The following is a 15,183-nucleotide window of genomic DNA, read 5'->3' as shown; positions in this document are numbered from 1 at the left end:
AAACACCCCGGGGCTCGGGGTGTTTTTTTATGCCTGGCTCATCAATTACTGTTTGATGGACCGTATTAATCGAGTAATTGCAGTCTCCAGTTCTGTCTGCCCGGCATCGATTTCGAAGTCAGCGGCGTCCGGCGCTTCGTAAGGACTGCCCACTCCCGACAGGTTTGGCAGTTGCCCCGAGCGCGCCTTCTTGTAGAGCCCTTTCACATCCCGTTGCTCGCAGACCTCTAGCGGCGTGCTGACATACACCTCCACAAAGTTCTCTTCACCGATCAGTTCACGCGCCATTTGCCGTTCCCGTTGGAACGGTGAAATAAACGCGGTCATGACAATCAGCCCGGCGTCCATCATCAGTTTGGCGACTTCGGCGATGCGCCGAATATTTTCCACGCGGTCTGCGTCGGTGAAACCGAGGTCTTTGTTGAGCCCTTGACGCACGTTGTCGCCGTCGAGGAGGTAGGTGCGGTAGCCGCTTGCATGCAACTCGACTTCCAGCGCATTGGCGAGCGTCGATTTGCCTGAGCCGGAAAGACCGGTAAACCAGATGACCTTGCCCTTGTGCCCATTGAGCTTTTCGCGGTTTTCGCGGGTAATCGACAGCACTTGTTTATGCACATTTTGCGCACGCCGCAGGCTGTGGGTGATCATACCCGCGGCCACCGTGGCGTTGCTGAGCCGATCCACCAGAATAAAGCCGCCCAGCGTTCTGGAGTGCTGGTAGCTGTCATAGACCAGTGGTTTGCTCAGTGCCAGGGTGCAGACGCTGATGTCATTGAGTAGCAACTGCTTGCAGGCATCGTGGGCCAGAGTATTGATATCGACTCGATACTTGATGTTGGTGATCGACGCGGAAGCCCATTGCGTGGCCAGCTTGATATCGTAGTTACGACCGTGCAGGCCCGCATCTTCATTCATCCACACCAGCGTTGCTTCAAATTGGTCGGTGGTTTCCAGCGGACGTTGGCTCAGGGCAAGCATATCGCCGCGCGAGGCGTCGATTTCCTGGCTGAGCTTCAACGTCACCGCATCGCCACACGACGCTTCCTGCATCGGGCCGTCCATGCTGACGATGTCGGTCACGGTCGCGGTGTGGCCGGAGAGGGTGACGCGCACCTCGTCGCCCACGCTGACTTTCCCTTCAGCGACATAGCCGCTGTACCCGCGAAACGACGCATCAGGTCGATTCACCCATTGCACAGGAAACACCAGGCGTTCGGATTCGACAGCGTTGACGGCGATGGTGTCCAGGCATCCCATCAGCGTCGGTCCCGAATACCAAGGCGTGTTTATCGAGCGCTGAGTGATGTTGTCGCCCTTGAGTGCGCTGACCGGGATGGGAGTGATGCGTTCAAAACCGAGTGTTTGCGCGAACGCCTGAAAGGTATCGACGGTGCGTTGAAAAGTGTCCGGATCAAAACCGGTCAGGTCCATCTTGTTGACCGCCAGCACGACCTGGCGAATCCCCATCAGCGACACCAGGTAAGCGTGTCGCCGCGTTTGCGTCAGCACACCCTGCCGAGCGTCAACGAGGATGACTGCCACGTCGGCCGTTGAAGCGCCGGTGATCATGTTGCGTGTGTATTGCTCATGGCCCGGAGTATCGGCAACGATGAATTTGCGCTTGGCCGTGGCGAAATATCGATAGGCCACATCGATGGTGATGCCCTGTTCGCGTTCTGCCGACAAGCCGTCGACCAGCAAGGCAAAGTCTATGTCCTCGCCTTGGGTGCCATATTTTTTAGATTCGTTTTTCAGTGCACTCAACTGATCGTCTGTCAGTTGTCGGGAGTCCCACAGTAACCGTCCGATCAGAGTACTTTTTCCATCGTCCACGCTGCCGCAAGTGATAAAACGCAGCAGGTCCTGACCTTGTTGCTGTTCAAGGAAGGCTTCAATCGTCGAGGGCCGGTGGATGGCGGCGGTTTGTGCTTTCAGTACCATCAGAAATAGCCCTTCTGTTTTTTCTTTTCCATGCTGGCCGAGCTGTCACTGTCAATGGCTCGCCCCTGTCTCTCGGAGCCGTTGGAGCCCAGTAGCTCCAGCAAAATGTCGGCGACGCTGGTAGCCGTCGATTCCACGGCCCCCGTCAGGGGATAGCAGCCAAGGGTACGAAAGCGGATGTTCCTGGCTTCGATCTTCTCGCCGGGCAGCAGGGCCATGCGCTCATCGTCGACCATCAGGGTCGTGCCATTGCGAACGACCACGGGCCGCTCTTTGGCAAAGTACAGCGGCACGACTGGAATATTTTCCTGATAGATGTATTGCCAGATGTCGAGTTCTGTCCAGTTAGAGAGCGGGAAGACCCGAATGCTCTCGCCCTGGTGTTTACGCGCGTTATAGAGATTCCACAGTTCGGGTCGCTGCTGTTTCGGATCCCAGTGATGGCTCTGGGTGCGGAATGAAAAAATCCGTTCCTTCGCCCGGGATTTTTCTTCATCCCGACGCGCGCCGCCGAACACGAGATCAAACTTGTACTGATCCAGTGCTTGCTTGAGGCCTTCGGTCTTGGTGATGTCGGTGTGCAGGGCCGAGCCGTGATCGAAAGGGTTGATGTCTTTGCTGATGGCTTCCGGGTTGATATGCACCAACAGGTCCATTCCGCTTTCCCGCGCCATGAAGTCGCGGAACAGGTACATCTCCTGGAACTTCCAGCGCGTATCCACATGCAGCAGCGGGAAGGGCGGGGCTGATGGATAAAAGGCCTTGCGAGCGAGGTGCAACATCACGGCGCTGTCCTTGCCCATCGAATACAGCATGGCGGGATTCTCTGCTTCAGCGACCGCCTCGCGAATAATCTGCAGGCTTTCGGCCTCCAGGCGCTTGAGGTGTGGCGTGCGCACCGCCAATGAATCGACCGTTGTGTGTTGACGGTTTTCTTCCAGCACGGCGAGATAACTCAGCAGTCCCAATTCGACATTCGGCGGTACGCTGGCGTGGCGGCATACCGCGACCAGGCGACCACTCGGGAAGATGACGACGGGTTTGGCAATGTGGGTCTGGAGGCGTTGCAGCGCTTCAGTGAGTTGCGGCGCGTCGACAGGTCGACTACCCAGTGGCAGCCAGTAGCGAGCGCCCCGGGCATCGTTGGCGTGCAAGAAATCGCTGCCGTCAGCGCTGCGCAGCAACTGGACGAACAGCACCAATTTACGTTTGCTGCGGGCTTTTTCAATATCCGACGCCAGGACCGAAGGTGTCGGCTGGCGGCCGGACTCGTCACGTAGGCTTGACGCTGTGAGCTCGGGGGGAAGCAGATCGAGTTCGTGGAGGCGCCGCTCGGCGGTGCGCTTGGTGTCCGCGTGTTCGAGTTGGTTCAGGTGAAGGAATGCCAGCTGTGTGTCCCATACCACGGGGGCGTCCAATCCAAGAAGGTCTGGGTTAAGCATGAACTGCTTTCCTTGTCGCAATATGTGATTGATGTGTTATCGGCATCATTTAGTAATTCTTTAATCGGCATATTCATTATTTTCTGCATTTAATCACGTAATGCGACAAGTCGTTGCTGAAAGTTTCGCGCTCAACTTAAGCTGTTGTGAATGGAAGTGGTTCGGCACGTTGCAATCCCTGTCCGGCGCTGGTTATAGTCGGCACTCGCCTGCTAACCCAGCACGGCCCTCCCAAAAGATCAGCCCAATGCCTGCATTCCACATCAACGCGGTAGTCGATTCAGCGGTCAACGCTGGCGTCTTGCCGTGCGGGAATCAGCAGCCTGCGCAGATCAGTCATTACCCCCCACCTGTCCATAGCACGCCGGTGTACGCCGTCGTATCACCGCCGGGCGTTGGCATTTCGGGCTGATCAGCTTCTCTTTGCTGCTGCCCTTTGCCCGCCAGAAAAAACTACTGAATTTCAGCTTCGGCTGAGTTGGCTTTTGCCTGACTACAGGTGGTCTTCATGTTTGTCCTTTCGAAACAATCCGCGCTCGCGGCGGCGTCCACGAGCCTGTTCGTCCTGCTGTGGAGCAGCGGGGCGATCTTCTCCAAATGGGGCCTGGCGCATGCGTCACCCTTTGCTTTTCTGCTGGTGCGCTTCGCCATCGCCTTGTGCGGTCTGGTGCTGCTGGTGCCTTTGCTCAAGCTGAAGTTGCCCAAGGGCGGCAAGCCGATGTTGTATGCGATGGCTACGGGCGTGGTGTTGCTGGGGGCTTATCAGATTTTCTATCTGCTGGCCCTGGACCTGAAAGTCACCCCGGGCATGATGGCGACGATCATGGGCGTGCAACCGATTCTGACCGTGGTGCTGATGGAACGTCAGCGCTCCCTCAGCCGGATGTTCGGTCTGGGGCTGGGTCTGGCGGGATTGATCATGGTGGTGTATCAGGGCATCGGCCTGGCCGGCATGTCGATGGCCGGGATGCTCTTCGGATTGCTGGCGCTGGCGAGCATGACGTTCGGCTCGATCATGCAGAAACGCATCACCGACAATCCCCTCGGCACACTGCCGGTGCAATACCTCGCCGGGCTGTTGCTGTGCGGGATCTTCGTGCCGTTCCAGCCGTTTCATTTTGAACACAGCACGGGATTTATCGTGCCGGTGTTGTGGATGGGACTGGTGGTGTCGGTGCTGGCGACGTTGCTGCTGTACCGCTTGATCGCCCGGGGCAATCTGGTGAATGTCACCAGTCTGTTTTACCTGGTGCCGGCGGTGACGGCAGTGATGGACTACCTGATTTTCGGCAACAGGCTGGCGGCGCTGAGTCTGCTGGGCATGCTGCTGATCATCGTCGGTCTGGTCTTCGTGTTCCGTAAAAACGCGTAAACCGAAAAAGGCCCGGAGCATTTAATGCTCCGGGCCTTTTTATTTGGCCAACGCGTGCTCGGCCCGCACCGAATTCATGAACGCCTGCATCGCCGACGATTGAATGCGATGACGCCGGGTGATCAGCCCATAGGGCGGCAGCCGTGCTTCGAACTTGATCGGCAAAATGGCCAGCAAATCCCGACCGGGATAGTCTTCTACCACCGACACCGGCGTGACGCCGAGCATGTCGGTCTGCTGCACCAGCGAAAGCAAAGTCATGATCGAGGTGGTTTCGACAATGCTGCTGGGGATGTCGACCCGTGCGTTGTGGAACACCTGATTGATGATGGCGCGCATCGGGCTCGGATGCTGTTGCAGCACCCAGGTCATGTGCTGCAGTTCCGCCCAGCTCAGCTGTTTCTCCTGCGCCAGCGGGTTTTTCGCCCCGGCGATCACGCACAAGGCTTCTTCACCGAGGCTGTCAAACAGCAACTCCTCGGCCCGCGCACCGGCCGGAATCCGCCCCAATACAATATCCAGTTGATCCTGCAATAGCGCTTGCACCAGCACGTCGCTGGTGTCGACCTGGATGCTCATGGACAGCCGCGGATGGCTCTGTTTCAAGGTCGCGATGGTGCGGGTCAACAGTCCCGAGGCCAGTGCCGGAATCGCACCGACCGCGACACGGCCAAGGTTGCCGGACTCCAGCGCCACCAATTCTTCACGCATGCCGCTGAGTTCGGCGAACACCATGCGCGCATAGTAAATGACGGTTTCGCCGAACGGGGTAGCGCGCATACCCCGGGGCAGGCGTTCGAAGAGTTCGACGCCGAGCAAGTCCTCGGCTTCGTGGAGCATTTTGGTCGCGGCCGGTTGGGTCATGCCGATGTGGTCGGCGGCGCGGCGCAGCGAGCCGAATTCCTGCAACGCCAGCATCAACCGCAGTTGGCGCAGACGCAGTCGACTGTGGATCACATTGGCAGGAGGAATTCGGGTCATGGGCCGTGGCTCGCAAGGAAGTCTGCGGCAAGCCTGACAACAAATGTCAGGCGTTGCCAGCATTGCTGTGTCACAGCACCGATTTGGGTTTGGCGACGTGGGGTTTGCGCAGGCCCATCAGGCCGCCCAGCGCCTTGGAAATCAGCGGCCAGAACAGCATCAGCAGCGCCGCCGTGGTCAGGCTGCCCACCAATGGGTTGGACCAGAAGATGCCCAAATGGCCGTCAGAAAACAGCATCGACTGACGGAACGCATCTTCCGCCTTGTCGCCCAGCACCGCCGCCAACACCAGTGGCGCAATCGGATAACCGAGTTTCTTGAACAGATACCCCAGCGCGCCGAAGCCCAGCATCAGCACCACGTCGAAGAACGAGTTGTGCACCGAATAGGCACCGATGGCGCAGACCATGATGATGATCGGCGCGATGATCGAAAACGGAATCCGCAGGATCGAGGCAAACAGCGGCACGGTGGCCAACACCACGATCAGGCTGACCACGTTGCCCAGGTACATGCTGGCGATCAGGCCCCAGACAAAATCATGCTGCTCGACGAACAGCGTCGGGCCAGGGTGCAGGCCCCAGATCATCAAGCCACCGAGCATCACCGCCGCCGTGGCCGAACCGGGAATGCCCAGGGTCAGCATTGGCAGCAGGGCGCTGGTGCCGGCGGCGTGGTCGGCGGTTTCCGGGGCGATCACGCCTTCGAGTTCACCTTTGCCGAAGTTCTCGCGGTTCTTGGAGAATCGCCTCGCCAGGCTGTAGCTCATGAACGACGCGGCCGTCGGGCCGCCAGGGGTGATGCCCATCCAGCAGCCGACCAGCGTGCTGCGCACAATCGTCCACCAGTAGCGTGGCAACTTGGCCCAAGTGCGCAGGATCACCATCGGTGTGATGCGCGCATGCTCGCCGCGAAACACCAGGCCTTCCTCGACGGTGCAGAGGATTTCACCGATGCCGAACAGGCCGATTACCGCCACTTCGAAACTGATGCCCGTCATCAAGATTGGCTGGTCGAAGGTCAGGCGCAGGTTGCCGGACACCGTGTCCATGCCGACCGCCGCCATGGCAAACCCGATCATCATCGCCACCACGGTTTTCAGCGGCGGGTTCTTGCTCATGCCGATGAAGGTGCAGAACGCCAACAGGTACACCGCGAAGAACTCCGGCGAGCTGAACGACATGGCAAACGCGGCAATTTTTGTCGACAGAAACGTCAGCAACAACACCCCGGCCAATGCGCCGATCAGTGCCGAACTGAACGCCGCAGTCAGTGCCTCGGCGGCACGACCTTCACGGGCCATCGGGTAACCGTCGAACGTCGTCGCCACCGATGAGGGCTCACCGGGAATGTTGAACAGAATCGAGGTGATCGAGCCGCCGAACAGCGCGCCCCAATACATGCACGACAGCAGAATGATCGCCGACACCGGCGACATGGTGAACGTCAGCGGCAGCAGCAACGCCACGCCATTGGGGGCGCCGAGGCCGGGCAACACGCCGACCAGAATGCCCAGCAGCACGCCGATCACCATCAGGCCGATATGCCCCGGGGTCAGGATCAGGTTCATGCCTTGCAGCAGGGAATCGAACTCGCTCATTTGAAATTTCTCCCGGCCAGGGCAATCCAGTCGCCTATCGGGCCGGCATCCAGCGGGACCTTGAACCACAGCGCGAAAATCAGGTAGCTGGCGAGCACCGCACCCAGCGACACCGTGCCGATCATCAGCTTGCCGTAAGGTTTGACGCGGACGTTGTCACGCCACATGAACCAGGCAATGAAACAGGCTGAGGCCACGTAAATACCGGTGAACGGCATGGCGCCGACAAACAGCGCAATCGGGATGAACACCGACAACACTTGCTTGAATGCGCTGCGGCTGACGAATGAAATGCTCAGGGCTTGCCAGCGCACCACGGTCAACACGCCGTTGCCGACACTGGCGGCACTCAACAGCAGGCCGATGTAGAAGGGAAAGTAACCCGGCTCGGGGCCGGAATCGCCCCAGCCGATACCTTGTTCGACGCTGCCGAACATCACCACCGCGCCGATCAGCGTGGTGAAGAGTGTCAGGCCGAGTTCGACCCAGCGGGTGCCGACCAGCGCCGGTGAATCCGAAGATTGGGACATCAAACACCTCCAGCAGGTGACGGCCGCGCGCATGCGGACGGCCGTTGGCGACTCAGTTTTTCAGCCAGCCGGCTTCTTTGAACACCGGGGTCACGCGGGCGGTGTCTTTCTCAATGTAGGCGGTCAGCGGCTCGCCTTCGAGGAAGGTCGGCACCAGTGCGTTCTGTTTCACGTACGCCTTGAACTCCGGCGTCTCGGTGACTTTGCGCATCAGCTCGACATAGAACGCGCGCTGTTCGGCCGTGACGTCGCCAGGCATGAACACGGTGCGCGGAAAGCGGTACTGGTCGATGCCCAGGCCTTCTTCGTGGCAGGTCGGCACGTCGGCCCAGGATTTATCCCCGGCGACTTTCTCGGTGTAGCCCATGCGCTCTTTACTGAACACGCACAGTGGCTCGACCTGGTCGCCGCGCCATTGGCTGATGCTTTCGCTGGGGTTGTTGACGTTGGCGGCGATGTGTTTGCCGGCCAGTTGGGTCGCGGCTTCACTGCCGCTCTTGAACGGGATGTAGACGAGTTTGGCGTCGTTGGTCTGGTTCAGCAGCAGGGTCAGGGTCTGGTCGACATCCTTGGACTGGCTGCCGCCCATGCGCAGGTTCGACGGGTCCGCCTTGACCGCGGCGTAGAAGCCCTTGGCGTCTTTCCATGGCGCGTCTTTGTAGCTCCAGAGAATGAAGTCATCCTCGGCCACGGCGGCGACGGGCGTCAGTTCCTGCCATTGGTAACCGAGCTTGGACACCAGCGGCAACAGGTAGATGTTGTTGGTGCCGATCACCAGTTTTTCCGCGTCGCCCTTGTTCATCTTCAGGTCGAGAAAGGCTTCGGCACCATTGCCACCGCCCTTGTTGAGGACGATGGTATTCACATCGAGAAACTTGTGGGTGGTGATGATCGACTGGATCAGGCGACCGAGTTGGTCAGTGCCGCCACCGGGACCACCGGCGACGACGATTTCGACGTTCTTGTCCGGCTGCCAGGCAGCACTGGCGAGAGCGGGAAGTGCGCCAGCGGCGATCAGTGTGCAGCCGAGAAACAAACGGGAGGTGCGACGGACGAATGCATTTCGCATGATGGAATGGCCTCGTTTTTGTGTTTCTTGTAATTGTTATGAGCGGCTTGTCGATGCGGTAAAGCTGCAAGCCTGGCCTGAGTGTGTGAAGCCGCCGGCTCCGCGTCTAGTCAAAACAATACATACACCGATAGCCTGGGGTTATAGGTCTGGGCGGTGAAAGTGGCCGTTGACGCGCCAGGCTTTGTGCCAGGGCCGTTTTCGAGGAAAACCGAAAGGCGGCTATCCGTTGAAAGCTGCCTGAAAGCAGGACATGCCATAACTCGAAGCTATCGCCTGATTTCAAGTTTTGATTAGACGGTTATCACTGAGCCTTCGATAGTGCTCACCAACGCCGCCACGCCGCGGTAATGTCGTCACCACAAAAATAATAAATCGAGGTACGCACCATGGCTCGTCCCAGTGCTTCCCTGCATCTGCACAATGCTGGTGTTCAATCGGCTGGTGTTCAATCAACCGTAGCGGCCGTCCCGCTCTCCGGGGCGGGCAACGCCAGCAGCGTACGCTGGCGGATTTTCGCGATCATCTTTGCGTTGACCATGGTCAACCTGATCGATCGAGTGTCGCTGTCGATTGCGATGCCGACCATCGCCCATGAATTCTCCCTGTCGCCGAGCCTGCAAGGGCTGATCCTCAGCAGCTTCTTCTGGGCGTATGCGCTGTTGCAGATTCCTGGCGGCTGGCTGATTGACCGTTTCGGCCCGCACCGGGTGATCAGTTGGTCCACGGGGTTGTGGGGGACTTTTCAGGTCATCGCTGCCTTTGCCACGGGCGGTGTGTCACTGCTGTTCGCCCGCGTCGCACTGGGGGCCGCCGAGGCGCCCTTGTTTCCGTCCGGCGGCAAACTGATTTCCCTGTGGCTGGCGCCGAGCGAGCGCAGTCGCGGCGCGGTGCTGATGGACAGTGGCAGCCCGTTGGGCGTGGCAGTGGGCGGGTTGATCATTGCGTACCTGATTGCTTCGCTGGATTCGTGGCGTCTGGCGTTCGTGATCGCCGGCCTCGCAACGCTTGTTCTGGCGTGGCTGGCGCGGCGTTACCTGCGCGATGACCCGGCCACGCATCCACAAGTGAATGCCCAGGAGCTGGAGAAGATCAACGCCGGACGCGCCACGCCGGCTGCCGAAGCCGCCCGTGCGCCGGTCAAGGGGCTGGGCATTGCGGCCCGTTCATTGACGGGTTTGCTGATCGGCCGTGCGAGTTGGGCGATGGTGTATTTCGGTTTGCTGACCTGGGGCCCCAGTTACCTGGCGCAGGCTCGCGGCTTTGATATCAAGGGCATTGGCGCGGCGACCTTCGTGATTTTCATCTGCGGCGCGCTGGGTTCATTGACCGGTGGTTTCCTCTGCGACGGCTTGATTCGCAAAGGTGTGAGCCGCGGTGTGGCAGTCAAGAGTCTGCTGGCGTTTTCCGGTGTCGTGGCGTTGAGCGCGTTCCTGTTGCTGCCGACCCTGAGTGATCCTTTTGCGGCGGTGGCGCTGTTGGCCATGACTGCGTTTTTCCTGATGTGGGGCAGTCTCTACTGGAGCTTCCCGGCGCTGCTGGCGGCGCCGGCCCGGGTCGGTTTGATCGGCGGTGTGATGAACATGGCCGGCAGCACGGGCGGTATCGCGGTGCCTATTCTGGTGGGCGTCATTGTGCAAATGGCCGGTGGTTTCGCGCCGGTGCTGGGGTTCTTTGCGGCGTGCTCGGCGGTCTTTGTATTGGCCACATTGTTTATCAGCCTGGATGAGGTGCGTCATGACTAAGTTGTGGGACGGCCCGATCGTAGACGCCCATCACCATTTCTGGGACCCGGCGATCAATAACCATCCGTGGCTCGCGCCCGAGGCCAACATTGCGTTTCGCTACGGTGATTACAGCGCGATCAAGCGTCGCTATTTTCCCGATGACTACTTCGTCGATGCCGGTGCCCATAACGTCGTGCAAACGGTGTACGTCGAGACTGAATGGAACCCGCAAGACCCGATTGGCGAAACCCGTTTCATCGAGGGGCTGGTCGCGCGCTACGGCGTGCCGAACGCCATCGTCGCGCAAGCCTGGCTCGACCATCCGGACGCTATCGCGGTGCTCACCGAACAAGCAGGTTTCAAGTGCGTGCGCAGTGTGCGCCACAAGCCTGGCGGTCCTGTCGCACCGGAGCAGGTAGGGCACGTGCGCAGCCTGATGAGCGATGAGCACTGGCGCCGCAGTTACGCCGCGCTCGAAGGCCTGGGCCTGCATTTCGACCTGCAGACGCCTTGGTGGAACCTGCACGAAGCCGAACGCCTGGCCCGGGACTTTCCTGGCGTCACGCTGATTCTCAACCATGCCGGATTGCCCAATGACCGCAGTGCCGAAGGCCTGGCCGGTTGGCGCCTGGCGATGGCGCGGCTGGCGCAGTGGCCGAACGTGCGGGTGAAGATTTCCGGCCTGGGCCAGGGCGGCCAGCGTTGGCGCGCCAAGGACAACGCCTGGATCGTGCGCGAAGTCATTGCCATGTTCGGCAGCGACCGGGCGATGTTCGCCAGCAACTTCCCCGTGGACAGCCTGTGCGGCTCGTTCGACGACATTTACAGCGGTTTCAAATCCATCGTTGCCGATTTTCCGAGCGCCGATCAGCAACGGCTTTTCTACAGCAACGCGCAGCAAGTCTATCGCTGCGAGCCTTGCGCCATTGACCGGGCGCGGCCTGAATCCTTGAGGAGTGAAGCATGAACAAAACCACCATCGCGATGGTCCTGGGCGACCCGGCCGGCATCGGCCCGGAACTGATCGCACGCCTGCTCGCCGAGCCCGAGGTGCGCCGTCAGGCCCAGGTGATTTTGATCGCCGACGAGGCAGAAATGCGTCGCGGCATGCGCATTGCCGGGACGGAGTTTCCGTACCGTCGCGTCGAGTCGCTGGAGCAACTGTCATTCGTTGATGACACGCCGCTGTTCTATGACTTTCGCGGCGACACCATTGGCGAATTTGCGCGCAATGAAGCCAGCATCATCGGCGGTCGCTATAGCCTCGATACCCTGGAAAAAGCCTTGCGCCTGACCGAGGCCGGCATCACCGACTCCGTGCTGTTCGGACCGCTGAACAAGACCTCGCTGCACATGGCTGGCATGGCGCATAACGATGAGCTGCACTGGTTCGCCGAGTTGCTGGATTTCCACGGGCCGTTCTGTGAGTTCAACGTGCTCGATAACTTGTGGACGTCGCGGGTGACCTCCCACGTGGCGCTGGCTGAAGTGCCGGGCATGCTCACGCAGGCGCGGGTGGTGGAAGCCATTCAGTTGATCGACACCGCGCTCAAGCGCAATGGCCTGGCCAAACCGCGTATCGGCGTGTGTGGGCTGAACCCGCACAACGGCGACAACGGCTCGTTCGGTCGCGAAGAACTGGACATCATCGGCCCCGCCGTGCGCTCCGCCCAGGCGTTGGGGATTGCGGCGGAAGGGCCGTACCCGGGGGACACGATTTTCCTCAAGGTGCAGGGCGATGCCAGTGCCTTTGACGCGGTGGTGACGATGTATCACGACCAGGGACAGATCGCGATCAAGTTGATGGGCTTCTCCCGCGGCGTGACGGTGCAGGGCGGCTTGCCGATACCGATTGCCACCCCGGCCCATGGCACAGCATTCGACATTGCAGGGCAGGGCAAAGCGAATGTCGGGGCGACCCGCCAGGCGTTCGAAATCGCGTGCCGGATGGGCACCAACACCTACTGATCCCCGGTCTTCAACACAACGAAAATCTCCTGTGGGAGCGAGCTTGCTCGCGATAGCGGTCTGATAGTCACAGCAGCAGTGACTGACATACCGCTATCGCGAGCAAGCGCGCTCCCACCTTTGTTTTGTGTTGGGGCTGATAACCCCATCTAGGCAAAAATACAAAAATGCGATCACCTCAGGTTATCGCCGGATACGCATAAGTGATTATCCGCACCCCCGAGCGCTGGCTAAAGTCGCTCCATCGAATGCCTGGAACCTGCCCCCCATGCGGTTCTGAGCAGCGACCCAACAACGACAAGAAGCCGGCAGCGCAAGGAATTGTATTCATGAAAATCAAAGCCATCCGTACCCGCGTTTTTGAGTGGAAAGGCAAAGTCGTTCCCCCTCAAGCGCACTTCTGCACCAATGCCAGCGACATCCTGTTCGAGCGTGGCGACGCCATGGGCTCGTTCCGTTTTCACGGCTGGCTGGTGGTGGAAGTCGAGACCGATACCGGCCTCGTCGGCATCGGTAACTGCGCCCTGGCGCCTCGCGTGGCCAAGGAAATCATCGACACTTACCTGGCACCGATTGCGATGGGTGAAGACCCGTTCGACAACGAATACATCTGGCAGAAAATGTACCGCCAGAGCCACGCCTGGGGCCGCAAAGGCATCGGCATGGCGGCGATCTCGGCCATCGACATCGCCATCTGGGACATCATGGGCAAAGCCGTGAACAAGCCGGTGTTCAAACTGCTCGGCGGGCGGACCAAGGAAAAGATCTGGACCTACGCCTCAAAACTCTACGCCAACGACAACCTCGACCTGTTCCTCGAAGAGGCCCAGGGTTATCTGAACCAGGGTTTCACCGCGCTGAAAATGCGCTTCGGCTACGGCCCGAAAGACGGCCCGGCGGGCATGCGCAAGAACATCGAACAAGTGCGCGCGCTGCGTAACCTGGCCGGTCCAGACATCGACATCATGCTCGAATGCTACATGGGCTGGACCCTGGAATACGCGCGGCGCATGTTACCAAAACTCGCCGAGTTCGAGCCGCGCTGGCTCGAAGAACCGGTGATCGCCGATGACATCGAAGGCTACATCGAGCTGAAAAAAATGGGGATCATGCCGATCTCCGGTGGTGAGCATGAGTTCACTTCCTACGGCTTCAAGGACTTGCTGGAACGCCGCGCCGTCGACGTGATCCAGTACGACACCAACCGCGTCGGCGGCATCACCGCCGCGCGCAAGATTAACGCCATGGCCGAAGCCTGGTCGGTGCCGGTGATCCCTCACGCCGGTCAGATGCACAACTACCACCTGACCATGTCCACCACCGCCTCGCCAATGGCCGAGTTCTTCCCGGTGTTCGACGTCGAGGTTGGCAATGAACTGTTCTACTACGTGTTCAAGGGCGAGCCGCAACCGGTCAACGGCTACATCCAGCTCGACGACCACACACCGGGCCTGGGCCTGGAAATCTCCGATGAGTACCTGAGCGACTTCAACATCATCGAGTGACCTTGAGGCGCCGTTAACGTACGGCGCCATCCCCGACTTTCTGGAGGCCGTCATGCGCCTGATTCAATTTGAAAACACTGCCGGCGAGCGCCAGGTCGGCCTCGTCGAGGGTTCACAGGTCCAGGTGCTCAAAGGCACCGGCAGCACCCGTGAACTGGCCCTCGCGGCCATCCGCGCCCAGCGTAGCTTGCAAGAAGAGGTCGCCCGGCGCGGCACCGAACCGGGTCCCGATTACGCGCAACTGTTACAGCAAGGCAAAGTCCTGCCGCCGCTGGATCACGAAGACCCGGCCCATTGCCTGATCAGCGGTACCGGCCTGACGCACTTGGGCAGCGCCTCGGCGCGGGACAAAATGCACCAGCAGGACGGCGCCGTCGAAGCCGGCATGACCGACACCATGCGCATCTTCAAGTGGGGCCTGGAAGGCGGCAAGCCCGCCGCCGGGCAGATTGGCGCGCAGCCGGAATGGTTTTACAAGGGCGACGGCAGCATCGTCGTGCGCCCCGGTGCGGATTTTCCAGTGCCACCGTTTGCCGAGGACGCTGGCGAAGAACCGGAGCTGACGGGCCTGTATGTGATCGGCGACGACGGCCTGCCGTATCGCCTCGGTTATGCCTTGGGCAACGAGTTCTCCGACCATGTGATGGAGCGGCGCAATTACTTGTACCTGGCCCATTCGAAACTGCGTTTTTGCTCCTACGGCCCCGAACTGCGTGTCGGTGAGTTGCCCAGGCATCTGGCCGGCACCAGCCGCATCAAGCGCAACGGCGAAACGATCTGGGAAAAGGAATTTCTCAGCGGCGAAGACAACATGTGCCACAGCCTCGCCAACCTCGAATTCCATCACTTCAAGTACGCGCAGTTCTTGCGCCCCGGCGATGTCCATGTGCACTACTTCGGCACTGCCACGCTGTCGTTTGCCGACGGGGTGAAAACCCAGCCGGGCGATCGCTTCCAGATCAGCCTCGATGAGTTTGGTGCGCCACTGGTGAACGGCATCGGCGAAAGCGCCCAGCCGTTAGCCATCGGCCAAGTGCGTGCGCTTTAA

At 60.0% G+C, this 15,183-nt stretch carries 12 protein-coding genes; 6 read left to right on the top strand and 6 right to left on the bottom strand.

Annotated elements, in window-relative coordinates:
• Positions 1-45 precede the first annotated feature (45 nt).
• A complete protein-coding gene (cysN, locus tag AB4N43_RS09410) occupies positions 46-1,941 on the bottom strand; it encodes a sulfate adenylyltransferase subunit CysN (protein WP_460153849.1) in 1,896 nt (631 codons plus the stop codon).
• Positions 1,941-3,383, bottom strand: coding sequence for a sulfate adenylyltransferase subunit CysD (gene cysD / locus AB4N43_RS09405; RefSeq protein ID WP_460153847.1), 1,443 nt, complete (start codon positions 3,381-3,383; stop codon positions 1,941-1,943). Before cysD ends, cysN begins: the two co-directional genes overlap by 1 nt.
• 508 nt (positions 3,384-3,891) lie before the next feature.
• On the opposite strand from cysD, the gene AB4N43_RS09400 reads away from it, so the two are divergent.
• The gene (locus AB4N43_RS09400) at positions 3,892-4,755 is read left to right on the top strand and encodes a DMT family transporter (protein ID WP_460153845.1); all 864 of its coding nucleotides are present in this window, start codon (positions 3,892-3,894) and stop codon (positions 4,753-4,755) included.
• 39 nt (positions 4,756-4,794) lie between these two features.
• Here AB4N43_RS09400 and AB4N43_RS09395 read toward each other — a convergent pair whose 3' ends face one another.
• From AB4N43_RS09395 to AB4N43_RS09380, 4 genes are all read right to left on the bottom strand, one after another.
• Positions 4,795-5,736, bottom strand: coding sequence for a LysR family transcriptional regulator (locus tag AB4N43_RS09395; RefSeq protein ID WP_027925853.1), 942 nt, complete (start codon positions 5,734-5,736; stop codon positions 4,795-4,797).
• A gap of 70 nt (positions 5,737-5,806) precedes the next feature.
• Positions 5,807-7,336: a tripartite tricarboxylate transporter permease gene (locus AB4N43_RS09390; protein ID WP_027925852.1), complete on the bottom strand. Its 1,530-nt coding sequence runs from the start codon at positions 7,334-7,336 to the stop codon at positions 5,807-5,809.
• Entirely contained in the window at positions 7,333-7,866 is a 534-nt protein-coding gene (locus AB4N43_RS09385; RefSeq protein ID WP_460153844.1) for a tripartite tricarboxylate transporter TctB family protein, read from the bottom strand. The genes AB4N43_RS09390 and AB4N43_RS09385 overlap by 4 nt, the downstream gene beginning before the upstream one ends.
• 52 nt (positions 7,867-7,918) lie before the next feature.
• The gene (locus tag AB4N43_RS09380) at positions 7,919-8,935 is read right to left on the bottom strand and encodes a Bug family tripartite tricarboxylate transporter substrate binding protein (RefSeq protein ID WP_460153842.1); all 1,017 of its coding nucleotides are present in this window, start codon (positions 8,933-8,935) and stop codon (positions 7,919-7,921) included.
• A gap of 389 nt (positions 8,936-9,324) precedes the next feature.
• Here AB4N43_RS09380 and AB4N43_RS09375 point away from each other — a divergent pair, with 389 nt between their 5' ends.
• The 5 genes from AB4N43_RS09375 to araD1 all read left to right on the top strand — a co-directional run bounded on the left by AB4N43_RS09375 (position 9,325) and on the right by araD1 (position 15,183).
• The gene (locus AB4N43_RS09375; RefSeq protein WP_460153840.1) at positions 9,325-10,680 is read left to right on the top strand and encodes an MFS transporter; all 1,356 of its coding nucleotides are present in this window, start codon (positions 9,325-9,327) and stop codon (positions 10,678-10,680) included.
• Positions 10,673-11,629, top strand: a complete 957-nt coding sequence (locus AB4N43_RS09370; protein ID WP_194939854.1) for an amidohydrolase family protein — start codon at positions 10,673-10,675, stop codon at positions 11,627-11,629. Before AB4N43_RS09375 ends, AB4N43_RS09370 begins: the two co-directional genes overlap by 8 nt.
• Positions 11,626-12,630, top strand: coding sequence for a 4-hydroxythreonine-4-phosphate dehydrogenase PdxA (locus tag AB4N43_RS09365; RefSeq protein WP_027925847.1), 1,005 nt, complete (start codon positions 11,626-11,628; stop codon positions 12,628-12,630). The genes AB4N43_RS09370 and AB4N43_RS09365 overlap by 4 nt, the downstream gene beginning before the upstream one ends.
• A gap of 329 nt (positions 12,631-12,959) precedes the next feature.
• Positions 12,960-14,135 carry an L-rhamnonate dehydratase gene (locus AB4N43_RS09360; protein ID WP_027925846.1) on the top strand — a complete coding sequence of 392 codons (1,176 nt, stop codon included), beginning with the start codon at positions 12,960-12,962 and terminating at the stop codon, positions 14,133-14,135.
• A gap of 52 nt (positions 14,136-14,187) precedes the next feature.
• The gene (gene araD1, locus AB4N43_RS09355; RefSeq protein ID WP_460153838.1) at positions 14,188-15,183 is read left to right on the top strand and encodes an AraD1 family protein; all 996 of its coding nucleotides are present in this window, start codon (positions 14,188-14,190) and stop codon (positions 15,181-15,183) included.

It is taken from the genome of Pseudomonas sp. S2_B07 (assembly GCF_054668435.1).
This window is presented reverse-complemented; position numbering and strand designations above follow the sequence as displayed.